The organism is Acetobacterium sp. UBA5834 (assembly GCF_002435675.1).
Lineage (GTDB): Bacteria > Bacillota > Clostridia > Eubacteriales > Eubacteriaceae > Acetobacterium > Acetobacterium wieringae.
Genome location: NZ_DJGY01000020.1, coordinates 28,495 through 51,213, shown reverse-complemented (window position 1 = coordinate 51,213; position 22,719 = coordinate 28,495). Strand labels below are relative to the sequence as shown.

Annotated in this window: 20 protein-coding genes and 5 tRNA genes; 20 read left to right on the top strand and 5 right to left on the bottom strand. The window is 44.1% G+C overall.

What is annotated here, in order from left to right; genetic code table 11:
- Positions 1–39: 39 nt before the first annotated feature.
- The 5 genes from B3F51_RS04520 to murC are packed head-to-tail and all read right to left on the bottom strand — an operon-like array spanning position 40 to position 4,927.
- Positions 40–1,365 (bottom strand): patatin-like phospholipase family protein, encoded by a 1,326-nt coding sequence (locus B3F51_RS04520; RefSeq protein ID WP_286945686.1) that lies wholly within the window; start codon positions 1,363–1,365, stop codon positions 40–42.
- Between the two features lie 52 nt (positions 1,366–1,417).
- Positions 1,418–2,275: a DUF4190 domain-containing protein gene (locus B3F51_RS04515; RefSeq protein WP_286945684.1), complete on the bottom strand. Its 858-nt coding sequence runs from the start codon at positions 2,273–2,275 to the stop codon at positions 1,418–1,420.
- A 57-nt stretch (positions 2,276–2,332) separates the two neighbouring features.
- On the bottom strand, positions 2,333–3,103 hold the full coding sequence (locus B3F51_RS04510; protein WP_250934537.1) for a prolipoprotein diacylglyceryl transferase: 771 nt from the start codon (positions 3,101–3,103) through the stop codon (positions 2,333–2,335).
- Positions 3,104–3,161: 58 nt separating this feature from the next.
- Complete coding sequence (locus tag B3F51_RS04505; protein WP_070369526.1) at positions 3,162–3,449, bottom strand: DUF4190 domain-containing protein; 288 nt, start codon at positions 3,447–3,449, stop codon at positions 3,162–3,164.
- Positions 3,450–3,508: 59 nt separating this feature from the next.
- A complete protein-coding gene (gene murC, locus B3F51_RS04500; RefSeq protein ID WP_228879181.1) occupies positions 3,509–4,927 on the bottom strand; it encodes a UDP-N-acetylmuramate--L-alanine ligase in 1,419 nt (472 codons plus the stop codon).
- A 263-nt stretch (positions 4,928–5,190) separates the two neighbouring features.
- Between murC and purR the strand changes: the two genes are divergently transcribed.
- From purR to hpt, 20 genes are all read left to right on the top strand, one after another.
- Positions 5,191–5,994 carry a pur operon repressor gene (purR, locus tag B3F51_RS04495; RefSeq protein WP_286945683.1) on the top strand — a complete coding sequence of 268 codons (804 nt, stop codon included), beginning with the start codon at positions 5,191–5,193 and terminating at the stop codon, positions 5,992–5,994.
- A 199-nt stretch (positions 5,995–6,193) separates the two neighbouring features.
- Positions 6,194–6,517 carry a septation regulator SpoVG gene (gene spoVG / locus B3F51_RS04490; protein WP_026394661.1) on the top strand — a complete coding sequence of 108 codons (324 nt, stop codon included), beginning with the start codon at positions 6,194–6,196 and terminating at the stop codon, positions 6,515–6,517.
- A gap of 80 nt (positions 6,518–6,597) precedes the next feature.
- Positions 6,598–7,956, top strand: coding sequence for a bifunctional UDP-N-acetylglucosamine diphosphorylase/glucosamine-1-phosphate N-acetyltransferase GlmU (gene glmU / locus B3F51_RS04485; RefSeq protein ID WP_286945682.1), 1,359 nt, complete (start codon positions 6,598–6,600; stop codon positions 7,954–7,956).
- A 57-nt stretch (positions 7,957–8,013) separates the two neighbouring features.
- Positions 8,014–8,973, top strand: coding sequence for a ribose-phosphate diphosphokinase (locus tag B3F51_RS04480; RefSeq protein ID WP_070369522.1), 960 nt, complete (start codon positions 8,014–8,016; stop codon positions 8,971–8,973).
- A gap of 8 nt (positions 8,974–8,981) precedes the next feature.
- Positions 8,982–9,608, top strand: a complete 627-nt coding sequence (gene pth, locus B3F51_RS04475; protein ID WP_070369521.1) for an aminoacyl-tRNA hydrolase — start codon at positions 8,982–8,984, stop codon at positions 9,606–9,608.
- A 103-nt stretch (positions 9,609–9,711) separates the two neighbouring features.
- Positions 9,712–13,143 (top strand): transcription-repair coupling factor, encoded by a 3,432-nt coding sequence (gene mfd / locus B3F51_RS04470; protein ID WP_070369520.1) that lies wholly within the window; start codon positions 9,712–9,714, stop codon positions 13,141–13,143.
- A gap of 81 nt (positions 13,144–13,224) precedes the next feature.
- Complete coding sequence (locus B3F51_RS04465) at positions 13,225–14,712, top strand: peptidyl-prolyl cis-trans isomerase (RefSeq protein WP_148637904.1); 1,488 nt, start codon at positions 13,225–13,227, stop codon at positions 14,710–14,712.
- Between the two features lie 140 nt (positions 14,713–14,852).
- A complete protein-coding gene (locus B3F51_RS04460; RefSeq protein WP_286945678.1) occupies positions 14,853–16,487 on the top strand; it encodes a putative polysaccharide biosynthesis protein in 1,635 nt (544 codons plus the stop codon).
- Between the two features lie 24 nt (positions 16,488–16,511).
- On the top strand, positions 16,512–17,984 hold the full coding sequence (mazG, locus tag B3F51_RS04455) for a nucleoside triphosphate pyrophosphohydrolase (protein ID WP_148637903.1): 1,473 nt from the start codon (positions 16,512–16,514) through the stop codon (positions 17,982–17,984).
- A gap of 90 nt (positions 17,985–18,074) precedes the next feature.
- The gene (locus B3F51_RS04450; RefSeq protein WP_014357319.1) at positions 18,075–18,362 is read left to right on the top strand and encodes an HU family DNA-binding protein; all 288 of its coding nucleotides are present in this window, start codon (positions 18,075–18,077) and stop codon (positions 18,360–18,362) included.
- A gap of 92 nt (positions 18,363–18,454) precedes the next feature.
- Positions 18,455–18,694, top strand: a complete 240-nt coding sequence (locus B3F51_RS04445; RefSeq protein ID WP_070369516.1) for an RNA-binding S4 domain-containing protein — start codon at positions 18,455–18,457, stop codon at positions 18,692–18,694.
- A gap of 30 nt (positions 18,695–18,724) precedes the next feature.
- Positions 18,725–19,057: an FtsB family cell division protein gene (locus B3F51_RS04440; RefSeq protein WP_070369515.1), complete on the top strand. Its 333-nt coding sequence runs from the start codon at positions 18,725–18,727 to the stop codon at positions 19,055–19,057.
- Entirely contained in the window at positions 19,020–20,033 is a 1,014-nt protein-coding gene (locus B3F51_RS04435) for a Ppx/GppA phosphatase family protein (RefSeq protein ID WP_250934542.1), read from the top strand. Before B3F51_RS04440 ends, B3F51_RS04435 begins: the two co-directional genes overlap by 38 nt.
- Before the next feature lie 88 nt (positions 20,034–20,121).
- Positions 20,122–20,209 (top strand) — tRNA-Leu (locus tag B3F51_RS04430).
- A 44-nt stretch (positions 20,210–20,253) separates the two neighbouring features.
- Positions 20,254–20,330 (top strand) — tRNA-Met (locus B3F51_RS04425).
- 23 nt (positions 20,331–20,353) lie between these two features.
- A tRNA-Met gene (locus B3F51_RS04420) sits at positions 20,354–20,430 on the top strand.
- An 18-nt stretch (positions 20,431–20,448) separates the two neighbouring features.
- Positions 20,449–20,523 (top strand) — tRNA-Glu (locus B3F51_RS04415).
- 45 nt (positions 20,524–20,568) lie between these two features.
- Positions 20,569–20,644: transfer RNA gene (locus tag B3F51_RS04410), tRNA-Val, on the top strand.
- Positions 20,645–20,705: 61 nt separating this feature from the next.
- Positions 20,706–22,151: a tRNA lysidine(34) synthetase TilS gene (tilS, locus tag B3F51_RS04405; protein WP_286945674.1), complete on the top strand. Its 1,446-nt coding sequence runs from the start codon at positions 20,706–20,708 to the stop codon at positions 22,149–22,151.
- Positions 22,120–22,656, top strand: a complete 537-nt coding sequence (hpt, locus tag B3F51_RS04400; RefSeq protein ID WP_286945672.1) for a hypoxanthine phosphoribosyltransferase — start codon at positions 22,120–22,122, stop codon at positions 22,654–22,656. Before tilS ends, hpt begins: the two co-directional genes overlap by 32 nt.
- Positions 22,657–22,719: the final 63 nt, after the last annotated feature.

The following is a 22,719-nucleotide window of genomic DNA, read 5'->3' as shown; positions in this document are numbered from 1 at the left end:
GTAGTTTATCGACAACCTCAAAGAGCGATAGCTCTTTTTTTAGTGGTTGATAATTTCATGGATGTAGAAAATAGTTATCATGGAGAGGGCAATATCCGGCGAAAATTTGCTCAAAAAGGTCGACATCCGCTCGGGACTGAGATCACCCCGGATGCTTAAAAAGACGATATAAAAGGTGATGAAATTGTAGCGGAGATAACTGCCATTAGAAGGGGTTAAAAAAGTTCCGATAATTTTGGGGTTATCCAATAGGGTGAGGTTTTCATCCAGAAGGCGATTCAATTCTTTGAGAATAGCCTGGATGAAAAAATCAATGGAATAATTTTCCAGACGGGGTACCCCCATGCTTTTTGCGGTAATTTCCAGCATCCCAAGGCTAAGCGGTTGATTTTTAAACGATGTTTTCTTTAACAAATTTTCCAGTGCGTCCAAAACGTCACGTTGGCTGGCGGCACCGGGTAAGTTAAGTAAGACCAGCATTTTTTGCAACTGTTTTTTATTTGAAAGCGGCTGTCCCAAAGTATCGATAAATTTTCTGAAAAAGGTATTGCTTTTCTGTGTATTCAGATAATAGTGCTTACCATTGAGTGCCCCAAACACTTTCATGGCATCCAGATAGCCGAGTTGGATATTCTGTTCAATCTGACGGGTATCAAAATTCAAGATCCCGCCAAGAAATTCGGAGTTATTAACCGTAATGATCTCAGCATTATTATCCCGCACCCATTTGCGCATCCCGGGAGCCGGGAATTCTACTGAAATTATCTGAGAAAAATTCTGTTCCAGCATAAAATTAATTGGGACATTATCAAAGAATCCCCCATCGAGATAGGTTTTACCATCGATTTCTTGTTTTTGAAAAATCGGCAGGGCAGCACTGGCCAGCAGGTAGTCAATCAGCTGGCCCTGGGGAATATCGTCAATCATCAACTGCCGTGGTTTCAGACTGGTAATGTCAACCGTGACCAGTCCGAAACGAATCGGTGAGTTTCGGATGGCATCTTCACAGATTAATCGGGTCAGATTGTGGCGCAGTGGCGAAATATCCAAACCGTCTGAAAATAGCGCTGTTAAAAAACCATTGCGAAAAACATCAAAGCTTTCTTTTGACCACTGATCAACGTAGGTATTGGTCATTTTTTCATTTAAATCAAGCACCTGGTTAATGGTGAGATTGGACCAGAATTCCATGGCAATGTCATAATCATCCTGGGCAATCATAGCAGCATTCAGGGCCCCGACCGAGGTTCCGATGACAGCCCCCAGAGAATAATCACATTCTTTAAGGGCTTTCCAGACGCCCATTTCAAAGGCGCCTTTGGCACCGCCACCACTGAGAACCAGACCATACTGTTGTTGCGACATTGAATATTCACCTCGCTGTAATAAAGAAATGAAAGTTAACGAACCGTTTTGATTAGTAATACATCCCGTTCATCAGACCACCCAGCATGCCCATGCCGCCGAGTCCCACACAGGCAATGCAGGCAAAGATCATCAGCACCGTAAAGGCCATACCGATGATGGAGCAAATCAAACCAGCCATCGCCATGCCGGTGGGCAGACCCTGCAGTTTTCGTTCTTTCATGGCGATCATTCCAAAAATCAGGCCCACAGCACCGGTGAGCAGACCGCTGCCCATCAGGGTGATAAAGCTGACAATTGAGAAGATCCCCAGGGTCAGAGCCAGGATTGACTTGGAATCGTAAGTTTCAGCAATAACTCCTTCGGGATGACGTTCATCGTAGGCATCCCGATTGCGGATAATAAAAACAAAAATCGGTCCCAGGAAAGGGAAAATGATGCTGAGAACCAGATAAAGCACCCGGTGATCCTTATCATAGATGCTGTAAAGCCAGAATTGAGCAGCATAATAGTAAAAACTCAAAGCCAGGGATAATAAAATCCCCATAAAGGCCCCTAAATAGGGAATAAATCCCAGAATGGTCATGACCACGGTTAGAGCCAACCCCATCAGCGGAAGAAAGAGCTTGGCATAAGGAATGTGCCAGGTACTGATGGAAACATCATCGTTGATCAATTCGCCCATCAGGTAGTTGCTGGCTAAGGGAATCCAGGCCAGCCAGGGGTTATCAAGATTTCGGTTTTTGGCCATGGTATAAAGACCAAGGGAATTAAAAACGTAGCAGATCAGGCCGATCACCAGACTGACGACTAAAATAATACCAAGAACGGACATAATAACTGGCATAATTGCCATAAAACTGTCAGGCTGGGAAGAAATATCTCCCAGATAATCGTCATACATATGCATAACAAAACCTCCTTAAAAATCTAATATCCTCATTATACCCTAAAGTCATTTAAATAACTATTGTTTGATCTGTTTTTCATAAAGTTGCTGGGGGATCTTCATTACAAATAAGAAGCCCAAACCAATAACGAGCAGGCTGATAAATTGAGAAGTTGAGAGAAATCCGATGGCCCCTCGGGGATCGGCCCGAAAAAATTCATTGATAAAACGAAACAGTCCTGAGGCGAGCAAGTAAACACCAGTGGTCAGACCAGGAACCTTGCTTTTCCACAGCACGGTGATAAGAACCAGCGTCAGAATAAATAGAAAGACTGATTCTGACAATTGGGCTGGGAACAGACCGATTCCCGATGGCGGATAAGCCCCCACTGGATAGTAAACGGCTCCGATCCCCTCGTAGGGAATCCCATAGCAGCAGCCATTGAAAAAACAGCCGATCCGGCCAAAGGCCTGGGCCAGCGCCAGGCAGGGAACGGCGATGTCGAAAAATTGAATGGTATGCAGATGATAAATACGGGTATAAAAATAGCCTCCCAGAATGCCGCCGATCAGTCCCCCATAAAACACCGCACCACCGGTAGCAAGGCGAATCAGGGCGGTTTCGGGGTTGGCGAGCAGGTTGGGTAAATCGACAATAATGTAGAGTATTTTGGCCCCGGAGATGCCGCCGATGATCCCAAAGAGACCGAAAAACATCGCATCCATGGTGGTGATGCCATATTTTCGGGCGGTGTAGACGCCCAATAAAAACGCAGCGCCGGTTCCCAGCAAAAATAAAACGCCAAAGGTAGGGATGGCAACGTTAAAGAAATGAATAATTGGATGCATAATCGTCCCTCATGATATAAAAAAAGGACGAATGCTCGTCCTTTTAGAAAATTAATGCTCAGGAATAAAGACCCGCCGTACCGATGATGCCGACACAGGCCACACAGGCAATAAAGGCCAGTGCACACAAGCCCAGACCGATGATGTTGAGGACTAAACCGGCAGTGGCCATGCCATTTGGTTTAAAACCTTCCAGCTCTCCGGCTTTGCGAATTTGGATGGCAAAGATCAAACCGATAATGGCACAGACAATACCAATAATGGTAAAGTAGCCCAAAAAGATACAAACCAGGGATACGATTCCCAAAACCATGGATGCGATGGCCTTATTATTATACTGTTCCATATAAGCCTCCTAAAGTAAAAATAGTACTCTCTTTAGGATACTCCTATTAGGAAGAAATGTCAAGAATTATGAATCTCTTTTAACTTATCCACCAGATCAAAGGCGACGTGATTGATGGTTTGGGAACCGGCCACCAGCACCAGATCATTCGGGCAGAGGTGGTCAGTCAGGTGCTTGACGATATCCTCAAAAGCCGAAATGGTAACAGTCGGAATGCCATATTTTGCTTCAATGGCTTTTTGCAGATCTTCGGAATAGATGTTCCAGTCATTGCCTTCCCGGTCGGAATAAATATCGTTGAGAATGACATAGTCGGCTTTGGCAAAAGCATCGACAAACTCATCAAAGAAAAAGAAGGTTCGTGAATAGGTATGCGGTTGAAAAACAACCCACAGTTTGTTGTGCTGATAATTGAGACAGGCATCCACAACCACCTTTAGTTCAGTTGGGTGATGGGCGTAGTCTTCATAAACGTTGATGCCGTTGACTTCCCCCCGGAATTCGAAACGGCGCTTGGCACCGCTGAATTTTGCCATAGCAGCAACAGATGTTTCCAACGGAATGGTGAGGAAATCCCCGCAAATAATGGCAGAAAGGGCGTTAAGAACATTATGCTCACCGGGAATAATGAGTTGATAGTGACCATAATATTCACCCTTTTTATAGACATCGAAACTGGGCTTACCGACCTTATCATAAACAATATTGGCAGGGTACCAGTCGTTGGTTTTATTTAAACCGTAGGTAACCACCGGACAGGCTAAATCAGCCACCACGTCCAGCACATCCTGAGAATCGCCGTAGGCAATCATCAGACCATCAGCTGGCAGGATTTTACCGAATTTAGTAAAGGACTCCTTGATTTGTTTGATGCCGTCCTTAAAGTAATCCAGATGGTCTTCTTCAATATTAGTAATGATGCCAATGGAATGAGACGTTGTCAGGAAGCTGTCCACATATTCACAGGCCTCCACTACAAAAAAATCTTTGCCATCAATGACGGCATTGCCGCCGAATTCATCAAGTTTGCCGCCAATGCTCAGGCTGGGCCGCAGACCGGCGTGATGGAGTAGACAGGCAACCATTGAGGAAGTTGTTGTTTTGCCATGGGTTCCGGAAACCGCAATGGTTTTATCAAAGATATGGGAAAAGAGTCCCAGGAAACTTGAACGTTCAATTTTGGGAAGATTCAAATCGGTGGCTTTGACCATATCCGGGTTGTCATCATGGATGGCCGCAGAATAAACAACACAGTCGGTGTCAGCGGGGATATTATCATAACTGTGTCCGATATGGACCTTGATGCCCAGACCTTCTAGTTTTTCAGTATAGGAGGAAGCAATCATATCCGAACCCTCAATGGAAAAACCTTGGGACAAAGCCATCGTAGCCAGGCCACTCATGCTGCTCCCGCCAATTCCAATGAAGAATAATTTATTGATGGGTCGGTTGAATTTGTTTTCTAGTTGTGATTTCAAATAATCAGCTCCTTTATTTGGTGATAAAATCTTAAACATTTCTTAATGAATTAGTTGTAAGTGTTCGCTTGTTGGTTAAGGACGGGAACGAAATAATCGAAATATCATCCAAAATCAGGAAAAACACTTTAAATCGAATTATAACATAGGTGTTTCCGCTGAGTAAAGATTAAAAAAAACTTGCACTTTTGCGGAAATATGAATAATATTATAGATATTGAGAATAATGTTCGGATTTTAATCGAATCCTTCATAGGTGGAAAATGAAAAAAAATGAAAGAATCAGTGTTATCACAAAAATATTGTCAGACCATCCCAACGAGGTATTCAGCTATAATTATTTTACCGACTTGCTGGAGGCTGGTAAATCCAGTGTTTGCGAAGATGTGGCGATTGTCAAAAATGCCATTGAACTGACTGGTACCGGTTATGTCGAAACCTATTCCGGAGCATCTGGCGGGGTGGTTTATCATCCTCAGGTCACCAGCGAAGAGGAGGTCAGCATCCTCAAAGAAATAGCTGACCAGCTTCAGTCGCCAGCCCGAAAAATTCAGGGGGGGTTTGTTTATTACAGCGACATTCTCTCAAATCCCCGCTATTCTAAAAATATTGGCCGGATCATTGCCTCAAAATATGGTCAAATGGGGATTGAGTATGTTGTCACCACCGAAACTAAAGGTATTCCGGCAGCCATGGAAACGGCCCATTATCTCAATGTGCCGATGGGGCTGATCCGTCGTTCCAACCGGGTAACTGAAGGGGCAACCACCAGTGTTAATTATATTTCCGGCTCCTCCAATAAAATCAAAACCATGTATCTCAGCCGCCGGATTGATCTGCAGGGTAAGAAAGTATTGGTTATTGACGATTTTATGAAAGGCGGCGGAACCGCCAAAGGGATGATGAACCTGATGGAAGAGGTGGGTGCTGAAGTAATGGGAATCTGTGTTATTTTTGTGACCCGATCCCCGGCGGAAAAACTGGTTGAACAGTTCACGCCACTGATTTGGATGGATGATGAAAACCTGGAATCGGGGTTGCGGGTTTCGCTGCATTTAGAAAGCTGAAAATTGAAATAAATATGATGTCACATTTTATAATTCAATCGATTGGCAGTACCTGAAATTAAAGAAATTATTTGTTTTTTTACCCTTTTAGAAAATAAGTAAGAATGGAAAAATTTCAAGGTTTTTGTTTTAATATAGTTGAATTTGTGTTAGTATATACCTAGACATGTGACTTTATTTCAAAGGGGAGGCTTACGAGATGGAAATAACAGACGTAAGAGTACGGAAAACGTATCCAGAGGGTAAAATGAGAGCGATTGTCTCAGTTACTTTTGATGACCAATTTGTTGTTCATGATATTAAGGTAATTGAGGGTCAAAGCGGATTTTTTATCGCAATGCCCAGTCGAAAAACGCCGGACGGCGAATTCAAGGATATTGCACATCCCATTAACATGGGTACCCGTCGTGAAATGCAGGAAAGTGTCCTGCGCGCTTACGAAAAGGCCATAGAAGAGGATAATCAAGTAACCAATGAAGAAGAAGCAGCAGTTGAATTAGAAGTAGATTACGAAGAAGAATAAAAATTAAACAAAAAAAGTTAAAAAGGGGGAAGCGTTTCCCTTTTTTTGTTGTTAATTATTATAAATGTTTGGAGAATAATATGAACCATTCACGAGTTATTATCTTGGCAGCCGGAGAAGGATCCCGGATGCGCTCCCAGAAGCCCAAGGTACTTCATCAGGTTTGTGGGGAGAATATTCTGGATTATGTGATAGCGGTCAGCAAGGCTTCAGGAATTTCAGAAATTGGCGTAATTATTGGGTTTCAAGCCGAACAGGTTAAAGCAAGCCTGTCACCGGAGATTGCCACCTATTTCCAGCAGGAACAATTGGGTACGGGACATGCAGTGATTCAGGCGTTGCCTTTTTTTGAAGAACTGCAGGGAAATCTGATTGTGCTGGTCGGCGATGCGCCACTGATTCAAGCAGAAACCCTGACCGGTCTGATTGCTGCCCATGAAAACGGTGGCTATGCCGCCACGGTGTTGACGGCAGAATTTGCAGAGCCCAGCGGCTATGGCCGGATGATCAAAAACAGTGCCGGGGAGCTGCTTAAAATTGTAGAAGAAAAAGATGCGACTCCGGTTGAAAAACAGATTAAAGAAATCAATTCCGGGATGTATTGTTTTGATGCCCAGAGTTTGATTCTGGCGCTTAAAGAACTAAAAACCGACAATGCTCAGGATGAGTATTATCTCACCGATGTTATTGAAATCCTGCGGAGAATGGGAAAAACCACCGGCACCTATGTGACGCCGGATCCCGAAGACATCCAGGCCATTAATTCCCGGGTACAGCTGGCTGAAGCCGAAGCAGTGATGCGAAAACGGATCAATAATAAACTGATGGAGACGGGCGTGACCTTTATCGATCCGGTCACCACCTATGTTGGCGCTCGGGTTATTGTTGATCAGGACACGGTGCTCTATCCCGGGGTCATACTGGAAGGTCAGACGAAAATTGGAAAAGATTGTGTTATTGGTGCAAATAGTCGGTTAGTTGACGCAAAAATTGGGAATAATGTTACTATTCAGAATTCCACAATACTGGATAGTAGCGTTGACGAGTACACCAGCGTTGGACCATATGCATATATTCGGCCGGGAAGCCAGATTGGTAAGCATTGCAAGGTTGGTGATTTTGTGGAAGTTAAGAATTCCACCATGGCAGATGGCGCCAAAGCCTCTCACCTGACCTATATTGGGGACGGGGATGTTGGTGAGAATGTCAACCTCGGCTGCGGGACGGTGTTTGTCAATTATGATGGCAAGAAAAAATACCGAACCGTTGTCGAAAAAGATGCCTTTGTTGGCTGTAACACGAATCTGATTGCCCCGGTTACGGTAAAAGAGGGGGCCTATATCGCCGCCGGATCGACCATCACTGACGATGTTCCGGAAGATAGTCTGGCGATTGCCAGAGCCCGACAGGTCAACAAGGTAGGCTATTTAAAAAAATAGCCGTTCACATCATTTATAATAGAAAAATTGAGAAAATTAAGAAGAGGTAAGAAACGCATGGATGGAAAGTATAGTGGAATTAAGATTATTGCTGGGAACTCAAATATTGCTTTGGCACAGGAAATTGCCGAATATTTAGAAGTTCAGCTGTGTAACGCTGAGGTGGTTTCCTTTAGTGACGGGGAAATCGGCGTTAATGTCTTTGAATCGGTTCGGGGGGCCGATGTTTTTGTGATTCAGTCGACTGGAACCCCAGTAAATGAAAATCTGATGGAATTACTGATTCTCATTGATTCCATGAAACGTGCTTCGGCCGGACGAATTAATGCTGTAATTCCTTATTATGGTTATGCCCGACAGGATCGGAAGGCTAAATCCCGGGATCCCATCACAGCTAAACTGGTGGCAAACCTGTTAACCACCGCTGGAGCCGACCGGGTTATCACCATGGATCTTCACTCCAACCAGATTCAGGGTTTCTTTGATATTCCCCTGGATCACTTGTCCGGTAGCGCTTTGATTACAGAGTATTACCGTGAAAAGAAACTGGAAAACATGGTTGTGGTTTCCCCGGATGTGGGCAGCGTCAAGCGTTCCAGAAAGCTGGCCAGAAGTTTGAATTGCCCGTTTGCGATCATCGACAAGGAACGTCCCCGTCCCAATGAAACCGCAGTTATGAATGTTATTGGGGATGTTAAAGGGAAAAACTGTATCATGATTGATGATATGATTGATACAGCGGGAACGATCACCTCCGGTGCTAATGCGCTGATTGATTTGGGCGCCAGTTCGGTCTTTGCGGCCTGCAGCCATGGGGTGTTTTCCGGTCCGGCGATTCAGCGGATTCAGGATTCGGCTATTGAAGAACTGGTTACCCTCAATACCCTGATTATTCCCAAGGAAAAACAGATCGACAAGATAAAGATTTTATCCACTGGAACTCTTTTTGGTCGGGCGATTGACTATGTCCATTTTGGTCGATCACTGAGTAAGCTTTTTGTGGGAAGATACGTTTAGGGTTTGCAATGCATCTGATTGTTGGATTGGGAAACATTGGCAAAGAGTACGATGGAACCCGGCATAATATCGGCTTTGAAACCCTTGATTATCTCAGTGATAAAAAAGGGATTGCCATCACCAAGAAAGAACAGCATGGCTTAACCGGGGTCTATCGTGAAGCAGGGCATAAAATTATGCTGGCCAAGCCGACTACCTACATGAATAACAGTGGACTTTGCGTGGCTGGGCTGATGAATTTTTATCAGATTCCGCTGGAGAATCTGCTGGTGATCTATGATGATATCGACCTGGCGATTGGGGATGTACGGATTCGCCAGCGGGGTAGCGCCGGAACCCATAACGGGATGCGATCGATTATCCAGCATCTGGGCAATCCCGATTTTCCCCGCATCCGGATTGGCATCGGCCGCCCCCGACTGGGTTCGGAGTTGGTGCACTATGTGTTGGGACGTTTTCCTAAAAGCGAATTTCCAGCCATGGAAAACGCCGTGTTGGAAGCGGCCAAAGGGGTGGATATTTTTGTCAAGCAGGGTGTTGATCTGGCGATGAACCAGATCAATGTGCGAAAAAAGACTGAAAGATCTAAAGAAGATAAGACTAAAGAATCCAATGTACCGGAAATATCAGAGTAAAAGACGATAAAAGAGCAGGACTTAGACGTGCGAAAAAGAATACAAAACAGGGGCCCGGGTTTAAAACCCGGGCTATCCGTGTTTTAAAATGAAAGAAGAGAGTATGGAATTACTTTATCAAAACCTGTTAAAGGGTGAAACGATCCAAACCATTTTGAATAACCTGACCCCGGGAGAAATCATTAATCTTTCTAATGTTAACAACAGCTTTAAAGAAGTGCTGACCGGGCTGATTGTAAGCCAGCAGTCAAGGCGAGTTCTTTATGTTACGGCAACCGATTATCAGGCCCAGAAGACAGCTGAGAATCTGGAGAGACTACTCGGGGATCAGGTGCTTTATTTCCCGGCCGAGCCAATTCATGATTATTTTGCTGATGTCCACAGTCAGGAAATTAATCATCAGCGTTTGCGGGTATTCGAAAAGTTATTATCTGATGACCATTTTGTGGTGGTGATGGGCGCAGAAACATTGTTAAAAAAACAAATGCCCCGAGAGAGATTTAAAGAGCTGAGTTTTTCCCTGGCAGTGGAGGACAGCTGGGATCCGGTTGAATTGACGAAGCGCCTCTATGAATTGGGGTATGAGTCAGTATCCCAGGTCGAGGCCCGGGGCCAGTTTGCTCGCCGGGGCGGGATCATTGATGTGTTCTCCACGACCGGTGGGGAAGCCTACCGGATTGATTTTTTTGGTGATACCATTGAATCGCTTAGAACCTTTGATCCCCAAACCCAGTTATCAACCGACTCGCGTAATCAGGTGACGATTTTTCCGGGGCGGGAAATTATTCTGGCGGATGATGAGCGCGTAAAAGCCCAAAAGCAGATTAAAAAAAATTATGGTGATATTCCCGGTTATCAGACGCTGGTTGAACGGCTCAACGAAGATCCGGGAAGCCACGACGAAACGCTCTTTGCCTTTATCAAGTCTGAGGGAATGCTCACCGATTATCTGGGAGCTGCGCTGGTGATCTGGGATGAGCCGCCCCGCATTAAGGAAGCCCAGACCGTTTTTGTCAATAAGTTGCACAGTGATTTTCAGACCCTGATGGACGAACAGTTGATGTTTTCGGAAGAAAAAAACAAATTTAATTCTTTTTCAAAAATTGAGAAAGTGCTGGAGATCCAGGCGCAGTTAAAGCTCCATTTATTTACGTCCCGGGGCAAAAAAGGAATAAGCCTGGATTTAGCGGTCAAAGAAAACGATGCGTTTTTAGGTCAAATGCCGCTATTTATTGAATTTGTTCAAAAAAAGCTCAAACAGGATGCGATCATTCATTTACGGGCCCAGGATGAAGCGGGTATCGAAAAGCTAAAAAAAATATTGACGGATGCGGATATTCACCGCTTTACCAATCAGGCCCTGCCGGGAGTTCAGCTGGTCACTGGCGAAATCAGTGGCGGGTTTGAATTGACAAATGAAAAGCTGATTTGTATCAATCAAAGTGAAATCATCAAAGAATCGACCCAGCGGAAAAAGCGCCGCCGTCAAAAGGGGCGTAAGATCGATTCCTTTACCCAATTGAATCAAGGGGACTTTGTAGTTCATGATACCCACGGCATCGGGGTCTACCGGGGGATTGAACAATTAAAAATCGATGAGACGATTAAAGATTTATTGGTCATTGAATATGCCAATGAAGCCAAATTTTACTGTCCGGTGGATCAGCTCGATGCCATCCAGGTTTATGTGGGAACCGGCGAGAAAAAGCCGAAGATCAACCAGTTGGGGACGAATGACTGGAGCAAGTCTAAATCCCGGGTCAAAGCGGCTGTTGAAGAAATGGCCGATGAGCTGATTGCATTATATGCCAAACGCCAGAATTTAAAGGGCTATGCCTTTGGTCCGGATTCCAGCTGGCAGCAGGAGTTTGAAGATTCATTTCCCCATGAGGAAACCAACGACCAGCTTCAGGCGGTGGATGAAATCAAGGAAGATATGGAATCTCCCCGACCGATGGATCGGCTGCTCTGCGGGGATGTCGGTTATGGTAAAACCGAGGTCGCTTTGCGGGCGATCTTTAAGGCGGTGATGGAGGGCAAGCAGGTAGCTTTTCTGGTGCCCACCACTATTTTAGCGCAGCAGCATTACCAGACGGCGCTGGAGCGCTTTAATAAATATCCAGTCAGCATTGGCCTGCTCAGCCGCTTCCGGTCAAAATCTGATCAGGATAAAACCTTAAAACAACTGGCTGCCGGTCAGGTGGATCTGATCATCGGTACACACCGGCTTTTATCAAAAGACGTGATCTTTAAAGATCTGGGCTTACTGGTTGTTGATGAGGAACAACGCTTTGGGGTTGGTCATAAGGAGCGGATCAAGCAACTCAAAGAAAATGTCGACGTCCTTACCCTCAGTGCCACCCCGATTCCCAGGACCCTGCACATGTCAATGATCGGGGTTCGGGATATGAGCGTTATCGACGAGCCCCCGGCGGGCCGTCGACCAGTTCTGACCTACGTGATGGAATACAACGAAGCCATTATCAAAGATGCGATTGAACGGGAACTGGCCAGGCGGGGTCAGGTCTATTTTGTTCACAACCGGATTCATGATATCTTTGAAGTGTCCAGAAAAATTCAAAAACTGGTTCCGGAAGCCCGAATTGTCGTGGCCCATGGTCGGATGACTGGTCAGGAACTGGAAGACATTATGGTTGATTTCTTAGAACAGGAATTTGATGTTCTGGTGACCACCACCATTATTGAATCGGGACTGGATATAAAAAATGCCAATACCCTGATTATTGACAATGGTGATTATATGGGGCTGTCCCAATTATATCAGCTCCGGGGACGGGTCGGGCGATCGGATGTTCAGGGTTATACCTATGTGACCCATCGGCCCAAGGTGCTCTCGGAAATTTCCCAGAAACGCTTAAAAGCCATCAAAGACTTTACCGCTTTTGGTTCGGGCTTTAAAATCGCCCTTCGGGATCTGGAAATCAGAGGCGCCGGCAATATTCTGGGAGCAGCCCAGTCCGGTAATCTGGCCACCATCGGTTATGAACTCTATTGTCGGATTTTGGATCAGGCCATCCACGAACGGTTGGGAAAAGAAATGGATTTCTCAGCCAGCGAACTGTTAATCAACCTCAATGTCAGCAGCTATATTCCTGAAAAATATATTGCGGATGAGGAATTAAAATATGATATCTACAAGAAGCTGTCATATGTCAAATCCCAGGCAGATTATGACGAACTGGAAGATGAACTGTTGGATCGCTTTGGGGAAATTCCGGATGGGGTTTATAACTTGATGTCACTGGCAATGATTAAACACCTGGGCCGAATGCTGGGAATGACTGAAATCCGGGAGCGCGGCAATTCAGTGTTATTCACCTTTGACAGTGCCAGAGAAATACCCATTCCTGATCCGGAACTGATGAAGGAACTGTTTAATCGCTATAATATTAAGTTTAATGCCGGTAAAGGCGATCAGATCCGTTGGCGGATCGTATTAAAACATGAGCGGGACCAGACCTATCTCAAAGCCCTGGGTGAATTTCTGGGCCAACTGGTTCCGGCAAAGAATTAAGGTAAAGTCCAGTTGTCGTGTGTTAAACTGGGCAAGGTCTTAATGATATGATATTAATAAAAGAAGAGGAGAACAACAAAAATGAAGAAATCTCGTATTCTGGCTTTGTTGCTGACTGGTGTTATCAGTGTCAGTCTTTTTGCCGGAGGTTGCAGTTTGGTTAAGGTAAATCCTGAACAGGATAAGAAGGTGGAGATCGCCGTTATTGATGGTACCCCCTTGTTAAAAGAGAATTTTAACAACTACATGGCATATTACCAGATGTATTTTGATGCCAGTGGTATGACATTCCCCACCGATAAAGAGCTGACCCAGTTGAAAAAAGATATCCTGGACGATTTGGTACGGGTTGAAACCCTCACCGCCAAAGCCAAAAAAGATGGGGTGACCGTCGATGAAACCGGGATCGCGGCCAATGCAACCAGTATGCTGGAATCACTAAAAACAACCCTGGGCGAAGAAAAATATGCCGCTGTTTTAGAAACGTATAACACGGATGCCGCTTCTTTCGAGGCATTTTTAAATAAATTCCTGTTGGATTACAGCTATGCCAACACCATGGAAACCAATTATAACAACACCTTAAAGGCGGACCCCAGTAAAGAGCTAAATACAGTTGTTGGAACCGTTGGTAAGGATGAAGTAAAAAAAGATGTTTATAATTATCGGTTGGCCAACGAGGAATTACTGACCTATTATCAGACGCAACAGGCCCTTAAAACTGATGATGAAACCATGAAAACAACCAATGAAACCATCTTTAACACCATTGCCGAACAAAAAGCGCTGGCTCAGTATGCCGAAGAAAAGAAACTGACAACGGATCAGACAAATATTGATAGCTATGTGACTACCCAGGAAGCGTTTATCAATTATCTGTTGCCAGGGGACGAAGCACTGCAACAGTTTCTCGATACAAAATTCTTGACCATTGCTCAATTTAAAGAATTTATGAAACAGGATGCCACGGCATCAGCCGTTTCTAAAGCAGTACAGGCAGATCTGGAAAGTACTGTAAAAGTGACGGATGGCGAAATCAAAAAATACTACGATGAAAACAAAGCTTCCTACGATACCAGCACCGTTTCCGCCAAACATATTTTAGCCAGCGAGCAAGCCTTGGCGGATCAGGTTTACGCTGAAGCCAAAAATGCTAAAACGGTCGAAGAATTTGATGCGATTATGGCTAAATACCAGACCACCGAGGGAATTCAGGAAGCTGCCGATCTGGGGGCGTTTACCAAGTCAACCATGGTATCTGAGTTCTCAGATGCCGCCTTTGGTATGGATGTCAATACCGTCAGCGAGCCAGTTAAAACCGACTATGGTTACCATGTCATTTATGTCTATGATAAAAAAGATGGAGAAACTCCGAGTCTGGAAGATAAAAAAGAAGAAATAACCGAAACATTAAAAAGCGAAAAAGTTACGGAAGAATTTGATAAGCTTAAAACCAAGTTGATGAACAAATTCAAAGTAAAAATTAACGACATTGTTACTCCGGCTGACGCTTATCTGGAAGAGTTAAAAACTGAATTAAATGTCAAAGTATATGAAAATAAAATCTAGTATCATCTAAGCATAACCCACAAAAAGCACTGAGTTTCAGTGCTTTTTGGTTGTGTATGAATAGTTGATAAGATATAATAAAAAACAATCTGCAAAACGCCATTGGGTGTTTGCAACACTGTAAAAAAAGAGGTTTATCTATGTCTGAGCGAACATCAAATTACTTAAAGGGTGCCAGTATCCTGGTTGCGGCAGGGATCTTATCGCGGCTGCTGGGCCTCTTTTTTAAGATTCCCCTGTACCAGATGGTAGGTAGCTATGGAAATGGGATTTACGGAAATGTCACCAGTATCTATAACCTGCTGTTGATGGTTTCGACGGTGGGCTTTCCGGTGGCCATCTCTAAAATGGTGTCTGAGAGCATTGCTCAAAATGAATATGCCACCGCCCATCGGGTATTTAAGCTGTCGATCCTGATTCTGACAGTTTTGGGGACGTTATCGAGTTTATTTTTATTTTTTGGAGCGGAATGGATTATCGAAACGGCAAACTGGACGGCAGAAAGCTATCCGGCTTTAGTGGCCATTGCTCTGGCGCCTTTGTTTATCGCTTTTGTATCGGCCTTTCGAGGCTTTTTTCAGGGATTCCAGATCATGACTCCGACCGCTGTTTCCCAGATTCTTGAGCAGATTGTCCGGGTTTTTCTGGGTGTTTTGCTATGTTGGGTTTTTGTGGGTCAATTTGGCATTGGCCTTGGCGTCGGTGGAGCGGTTTTTGGGGCGACTGCCGGTGGTCTGGTGGCGGCTATTTTTTTAGCGTATCTGTACTACAATTTTGCAACAAAAAATAAACGGCTGCTTAAAACAAGAACCAAAAAACGGCAGCGTTCCAACCGGGCCCTGCTGAAACGGCTGGTGATCATCTCGATTCCGGTGACCTTGACATCGGCCCTGGTCGCGATGTTTTCGACGGTTGATTCGTTTATCTACGTATCCCGCTTGGCGGTTGCTGGTATTGATGAGGTTACCGCCACAATGATGTTTGGTGATTTTACCAATGCTGAAATATTGATTACCATTCCGCTGATTATTAGCGGTAATCTGGCAGTAGCAATGATCCCGGCGATTTCGGAATCCTTTGCGATGCGGGACCGCAAAGCCATGAATCAAAAAATTGTGTTGGCGATCCGGGTCATTCTGTTGGTCGCTTTTCCCTCCTGTATTGGTTTGTCGGTGCTATCCTACGGCATTTTTGATCTGCTTTTTCCGGGATCACCTTATGGGGGCTTTATTTTATGCACCTTTTCCTATGCAACGATTTTTATGATGCTTTCCAATACCTTTCAGAGCATCCTTCAATCCATCGACCGGTTTCGCATTCCGCTGATCAATCTGGGGGTGGCCATTATTATCCGCTTTATCACCGGCTGGATATTTTTGTCGATTCCCTTTTTCAATATTCAGGGGATTGTCATCAGCAGCATGATTACCTTTATTTATCTGACAGCGGCCAACTACGCCTCGGTTAAGCGTTACACCCATATCAAGGTGGATTTTATCCACACTGCCTTAAAACCATTGGTTGCTGCCATCGTGATGGGAATTGCCGTGTTTTTTGTCTACAAGGGAATTGCAGCCCTGCTGGGTGGATTTATGGGGATTATCATTGCGGTATCCATTGGTGTCTTTATTTACTCCTTTGTGCTGGTTTTAATCAAAGGTATAACGGCAGACGAAATCAGTGTATTGCCGGGAAGTCGCACCCTGCTTCGCTTTTTTCATTGGCTCGAGCGATTGGTGCCCGGTCGTAAAAAAAGGCGGATCAGACATCAATAACCGATCAAGAAAGGAAACAAACACATGCATCATATTGATATTGTTGGATTAGGCCCGGGTAGTCCCGGCCAGATCACCCTGGAAACATTAACGTTATTAAAAGACGCAAGTCCTAATTTTTTTAGAACAACGATCCATCCGGTGATGGATTTTATTCGGCAGGAAGCCATCACTTACCAAAGTTTTGACTGTTATTATGAGCAGGAAAACTCGTTTGAAGCGGTTTATGATCAAATCGTTGCGACTCTGATTGAGACTGCCAAGACAAATGAAAAATTGGTTTATGCAGTTCCCGGAAACCCGCTGTTTGGTGAAAAAACCGTTGAGAAATTGATCGTTGCAGCCAAAGCTGCTGGCATTAGTTATCGGATTTATCCCGGGGTGAGTTTTGTCGACGTGACGCTCAACAGTCTGGAAGCGGATCCGATCAATGGGCTAAAAATCATTGATGCCTTTGATTTATTCAAAAATCCTCCTGATCCTCGAATTGGCACCTTAGTGACCCAGGTGTACGATCGACATATGGCTTCAGAGTTGAAACTTCAATTAATGGAAATCTATGACCCGGAAAAAAGGGTAGTTTTGTTGATTAACTCCGGGATTCCCGGGGCTGAAAAATCAATGGAAGTTTACCTTTATGAACTTGATCGCATCGATGACATCAATCATTTGACCAGCCTGTTCATTCCTGCCGAAATTGATGTCTATCAGGGATTTCAGGGCACCGTCGAGCTGATGAAAGCACTGCGGGCAAAGGAAGGCTGTTCATGGGATCGCAGCCAGACGCATGAAAGCTTGAGAAGCTATCTGCTGGAAGAGAGTTATGAGGTACTGGAAGCCATCGATAATCAGGACTGGGATAATCTGGCGGAAGAGTTGGGCGATGTTTTGTTTCAGATTGTCTTCCATGCTGAAATTGCCAGTGAGGCCGGTCGTTTTAACATCAACCAGGTGATTTCTGGAATCAATGAAAAAATGATCCGGCGCCATCCCCATGTTTTTATCGACAAGGCCAGCTTTAATCCGGATCAGGTCGAAACCAACTGGGATGCCATTAAACGGCTGGAAAAGGGCGAGTCGATAGCTGCGCAGGAAAATCCCGGACTGGCATCCGAAATGAAAAAAATTCCCAAAGCTCTGCCGGCTTTAATGGAGGCCTATAAGGTTCAGAAGAAGGCGGCTAAAGTCGGCTTCGATTGGCCGGAGCCAACGGCTGCCCTGGAAAAAATCGATGAGGAAACACTTGAACTAAGAGCAGCAATGGCGGAAAATGATCCCCAAAAGGTTGCTGAAGAACTGGGAGATCTGCTTTTTTCAGTGGTTAATGTATCCCGATTACTCAAATTACAGCCCGAACTGGTATTAAGAAAGGCGACAGAAAAATTCATTGCGCGCTTTGGAAAAATGGAAGAAGTTGCCAGTCAAGAGAATAAATCACTAAATGACTATACTTTTGAGGAATTAGATGAGGCCTGGAATCGGTCAAAAGGGCTTTAATAGTGGAAAAAGCCGAAAAAAGCAAAAAAAACTTGTAATTTGCTGGTGAACACGCTTATAATATTACAATAGAATACTGGAAACTATCAGATGGAGGAAAAAATGAACAAATCAGAATTAATTGCCCAAATGGCAGAAAAGTCGGGTTTATCAAAAAAAGATTCAGAAAAAGCATTAGGTGCTTTTTTGGACACAGTGGTAGATACCTTGAAAAATGGAGACAAGGTGTCATTAGTAGGTTTTGGAACCTTTGAGGTTAGAGAACGTGCAGCACGTACAGGTCTTAACCCACGAACAAAAGAGCCCATCGAAATAGCAGCCTCTAAAGCCCCTGGCTTTAAAGCGGGTAAAGGCTTTAAGGATGAAGTAAATAAGTAAGCAAAGTTACAGAAGCCGGGGCGATGCTCTGGCTTTTTGTTTTATCAGTGGTTTTAGTTTTAAGCTTTTTGATTTAGAATAATGAGGACTACATGAGAATTGATAAATATTTAAAAAACGCCAGAATTATTAAACGTCGAACCGTGGGAAAAGACGCCTGTGACGGCGGGCGGATATCCATTAACGACAAGGTGGCTAAACCGGGTGACCAGGTGAAACCCGGAGATATTATTACCATCCGTTATGGTGACGGAGAACAAAAGGTGGAGGTTCTTGAATGCCTGGAACATGCTCCTAAAGATAAAGCAGGAGATATGTATCGGGAATTGTAGGGCAGGCCTGCCGGAAATGAAGAAGCGAAGATGAATGAAAAAACGAGAAACCTGATCAGACGTCGAATCATCATTGCCCTGGCAATTATCGGGACAATTTTGTTTACCGTCTACATCTATCTGGCCAATGCCATAAAAATCTATGAGTTGGATCAGCAAAAGATCCAAATTAGCCAAGAAATCGAAAATGAAAAAATAAGAAGTAATCAATTAGATGAACAGGTTAAACAGATGGGCAGCAAGAATTATGTGGAGAATTTTGCACGGCGATATCTAGGTTTATATTATCCGGATGAAACCATCGTCATTGTGGAAACCCAGAAAGATGCTGCAGAAAGCGATGGGCAAACAGTTGAACAATAAATGCAACAGTAATTTAGATGGTAGTGAACTTGATTTGATTGAACGAAAAGAAAAAAAACGCCATCTGGCGGTGATTGATATAGGTACCAATTCCACCCGGATGTTGATTTTTCGAAATGACCAGGGAAAACTGGTGCGGGTCAACAAATCGGTTCGTTATACCCGGATGGGCCAGGGAGTCAATCAAACCGGACGGCTTCATCCCGATGCCGAAAAAAGAAATATGGAAGCCCTGGAAGAGTACAAAAATATCGCCGCCGATTATGGGGTGGAAGCGTTTTATTTGTTTGGTACCAGTGCCATGCGGGACGCCGATAATACAGCGGCCTATCTTGAGGCAGTTAAAGAAAAACTGGGATTCGAAATTGAGGTGATTTCTGGTGAAGCTGAAGCAGAGCTTGGTTTTGTTGGGGTGTCTCAGTGCTTTGAAGAAAAAATTCTGATTTTTGACATTGGTGGCGGTAGTACCGAATTTATTTATGGCGAAGATAATGAAATAAAAAGAATGATGAGTATTAATCTGGGCTGTGTTCGCTGTACCGAAGAATTTATTTTTTCTGATCCACCAACCTTTCAGGAATTGGAGCGGATGAATGAGAAAATTTATGCCGAGTTTGAAAAAAAGACACATGGATTTTTGCCGACCAAACCCTATAAACTCATTGGTATTGGTGGAACGGCCACCAGTTTATCAACGATCAAACAGGAACTGAAGACCTATTGCAGTGAAATGGTTCATCAGAGTACCATTACTAAAGATGAGCTGGAACGTATGATTGATAGTTTAGCCAGTAAAACCATCAAGGAGCGACAAAATATGGTGGGGCTGGAAGCCAAACGGGCTGATATTATTTTAGCCGGGGCTTTTTTACTTTTGAATATTTTTAAAATCACTGGGGAAACTGTTTTTACCGTCTGTGATTATGATAACCTCGAAGGCGCAGCATACCGCCATTTTGTCATGGAAAATAAATAGAAATATTTTTTTTAAAAAAGCTTGACATTGTCTATGGATGGGCGTATAATAACACTTGTCCCTTGAGCAAGGGGACGGACGAAAAAGTGCCGGGGTGGCGGAACTGGCAGACGCACAGGACTTAAAATCCTGCGGTCCTTTCGACCGTACCGGTTCGATTCCGGTCCTCGGCACCACTTTTTAAAATGGTCACTTGATAAACTTGCTCAATTACTCACATCGCGGGATGGAGCAGCTTGGTAGCTCGTCGGGCTCATAACCCGGAGGTCGTAGGTTCAAATCCTGCTCCCGCAACCAAATATACAAATCCTTTTTTTCATGGCGGCGTAGCTCAGTTGGCTAGAGCATACGGTTCATACCCGTAGTGTCAGCGGTTCGACTCCGTTCGCCGCTACCATAAAAAAAATAAATCAGTGGCCCCTTGGTCAAGCGGTTAAGACACCGCCCTTTCACGGCGGTAACAGGGGTTCGAGTCCCCTAGGGGTCACCAATTAATTTGTATCATCACAACCGAATAGTTTCCAGATTATTTCGTGGTCGCATAGCTCAGCTGGGAGAGCACCTGCCTTACAAGCAGGGGGTCACAGGTTCGAGCCCTGTTGCGACCACCATTTTTTTTATCTATTTTTGTTAAAAAATTAGAAACGAGAATTTTATTGAAGTGGTGAAACCATGGAGAAAAAAGTAATTCAATACATTGAAGAACAGGGAATTTTAGAGGCTGGCGATCATGTTCTCATCGGCGTATCCGGTGGAGCAGATTCGCTGGCTTTATTGTATTTTTTGGACAAATATGCCAACCAATTTGAAATAACCCTCGGTGTGGCGCATCTTCACCACGGTCTTCGGGGAGCCGCCGCTGATGCCGACGAGGAGTTTGTAAAAGAATTTTGTCGAGCGCGGAACATCCCCTTCTTTTCGCGACAACGAAATATCCGGCAAATATCCCAGATCGAGAAAATATCAGTAGAAGAAGCGGGGCGGAAAGAACGTTACGGCTTTTTTAGTGTCATCGCTGCAGAGCATGGTTATAATCGGATCGCGATGGGCCATCATATCAACGATCAGGCGGAAACAATGCTGATGCGGTTGATTCGCGGTACTGGAGTCAAGGGCGTTTCAGGCATAAAGTCCAGTCGGGACAATTTATATATCCGGCCATTTCTGTGTCTGGAGAAAAAAGAAATTCTGGAGTATTGCAAAACCCATAAACTGGCTTTTCGAACTGATGCCACTAACTTTCAGCGTGACTATACCCGCAATAAAATCCGTTTGGATATTATGCCGATGGTTTTAGAAATCAATCCCCGGGCGGAAGTCCATTTTAATGAATTTACAAAAATTGCCTATGAATATGAAGCGTTTTTTGAGAAATATGTGGATCTGATTGAAGATCGGATTTTGGGTTCTGAAATAAACCGGGTAGTTATTAATCGTGACGTGTGGTTGGGTGAGGAACCGGTGGTTCAGAAAGAAATTTTACGGCGGGCTATTTTTAGATTTAAGGGTAGTTTAAAGGAAATTGAGTACAATCATATCACTGCATTTTATAGTTTATTAAAGAGCGACAAAACGATCTGGGAAATCCACTTCCCGCATGACATTCACGTTAGCCGCCGTTATGATCGAGTAATGGTGTCTGAAAAAGAAGTGCAATTAGATGTCATGATAACACCCAAACGGATTCTGGTAAACAAAACCTACCTCTTTGCTAAAGAGCATCTGATCGTCGAGACGAAACTGGTTACTCCGGCTGAATTTAAAAATAAAAGGTGTTTTTTTTCGAAAGAAGTGGAAAATCATTGTGAAAAATATTTTGATTATGATAAAATAAAAGGCATATTGGTTTTGCGTAGCCGTCAGTCAGGAGACTATTTTTATCCTCCCGGTTTACTGGGGAAAAAATCCATTAAGAAGTATTTTATTGACAAAAAAATCGATCGCAATCGCAGAAATGAGATTCCGCTATTGGTGGTAGATAACGAGGTCTTATGGATTTTGGGCTATGCCATCAATCAACGATTTTTGGCCAATGATGATACAAAAAAAATAATTAGGGTAACATACCTTATGTTAGGAGAAAAATGTGATAGCCGATATTCAGGAAATTTTGGTTGATGAAAAGGCATTGGAAAAGCGTGTCGCAGAACTTGGAGAAAAGATTACCGCAGATTACCGGGGGAAGTATCCCATCTTGATTGGCATTTTAAAAGGATCATCGGTTTTTATGGCCGATTTGATTAGAAAGATCCCGATTCCATTGGAGATTGATTTTTTAAAGGCCTCCAGCTATGGCGCTGAAGCCCGGAGCTCTGGAGTCGTTGAACTGGAAGCGGACCTATCGATGGATGTCAAAGGCCGGAGTATTTTGTTGGTTGAAGATATCGTTGATACCGGCAATACCCTGAAATATTTATTAAATCGCTTTGAAAGTCTGGGGGCCGCGGATGTGAAGGTCTGTTCGCTACTGGATAAGCCGGAGCGTCGGGAACAGCGGGTTATTGCTGATTATATCGGCTTTGAAATACCCAACGAATTTGTAGTTGGATACGGATTGGATTATGCTCAAAAATACCGGAATCTTCCCTTTATCGGGATTTTAAAACGAGAAGTATATGAATAAGCATAGCGGAAAAAAGTACAATTTGAACGTGAGAGGAGTGATGTTTTTTGAATAAATACCTTA

Excerpts from the sequence above, each read along its gene's own strand:
- B3F51_RS04520 (WP_286945686.1), bottom strand. The coding sequence starts at position 1,365 with ATGTCGCAACAACAGTATGGTCTGGTTCTCAGTGGTGGCGGTGCCAAA.
- B3F51_RS04515 (WP_286945684.1), bottom strand. The coding sequence starts at position 2,275 with ATGCATATGTATGACGATTATCTGGGAGATATTTCTTCCCAGCCTGAC.
- B3F51_RS04510 (WP_250934537.1), bottom strand. The coding sequence starts at position 3,103 with ATGCATCCAATTATTCATTTCTTTAACGTTGCCATCCCTACCTTTGGC.
- B3F51_RS04505 (WP_070369526.1), bottom strand. The coding sequence starts at position 3,449 with ATGGAACAGTATAATAATAAGGCCATCGCATCCATGGTTTTGGGAATC.
- purR (WP_286945683.1), top strand. The coding sequence starts at position 5,191 with ATGAAAAAAAATGAAAGAATCAGTGTTATCACAAAAATATTGTCAGAC.
- spoVG (WP_026394661.1), top strand. The coding sequence starts at position 6,194 with ATGGAAATAACAGACGTAAGAGTACGGAAAACGTATCCAGAGGGTAAA.
- glmU (WP_286945682.1), top strand. The coding sequence starts at position 6,598 with ATGAACCATTCACGAGTTATTATCTTGGCAGCCGGAGAAGGATCCCGG.
- B3F51_RS04480 (WP_070369522.1), top strand. The coding sequence starts at position 8,014 with ATGGATGGAAAGTATAGTGGAATTAAGATTATTGCTGGGAACTCAAAT.
- pth (WP_070369521.1), top strand. The coding sequence starts at position 8,982 with ATGCATCTGATTGTTGGATTGGGAAACATTGGCAAAGAGTACGATGGA.
- mfd (WP_070369520.1), top strand. The coding sequence starts at position 9,712 with ATGGAATTACTTTATCAAAACCTGTTAAAGGGTGAAACGATCCAAACC.
- B3F51_RS04465 (WP_148637904.1), top strand. The coding sequence starts at position 13,225 with ATGAAGAAATCTCGTATTCTGGCTTTGTTGCTGACTGGTGTTATCAGT.
- B3F51_RS04460 (WP_286945678.1), top strand. The coding sequence starts at position 14,853 with ATGTCTGAGCGAACATCAAATTACTTAAAGGGTGCCAGTATCCTGGTT.
- mazG (WP_148637903.1), top strand. The coding sequence starts at position 16,512 with ATGCATCATATTGATATTGTTGGATTAGGCCCGGGTAGTCCCGGCCAG.
- B3F51_RS04450 (WP_014357319.1), top strand. The coding sequence starts at position 18,075 with ATGGAGGAAAAAATGAACAAATCAGAATTAATTGCCCAAATGGCAGAA.
- B3F51_RS04445 (WP_070369516.1), top strand. The coding sequence starts at position 18,455 with ATGAGAATTGATAAATATTTAAAAAACGCCAGAATTATTAAACGTCGA.
- B3F51_RS04440 (WP_070369515.1), top strand. The coding sequence starts at position 18,725 with ATGAATGAAAAAACGAGAAACCTGATCAGACGTCGAATCATCATTGCC.
- B3F51_RS04435 (WP_250934542.1), top strand. The coding sequence starts at position 19,020 with ATGCTGCAGAAAGCGATGGGCAAACAGTTGAACAATAAATGCAACAGT.
- tilS (WP_286945674.1), top strand. The coding sequence starts at position 20,706 with ATGGAGAAAAAAGTAATTCAATACATTGAAGAACAGGGAATTTTAGAG.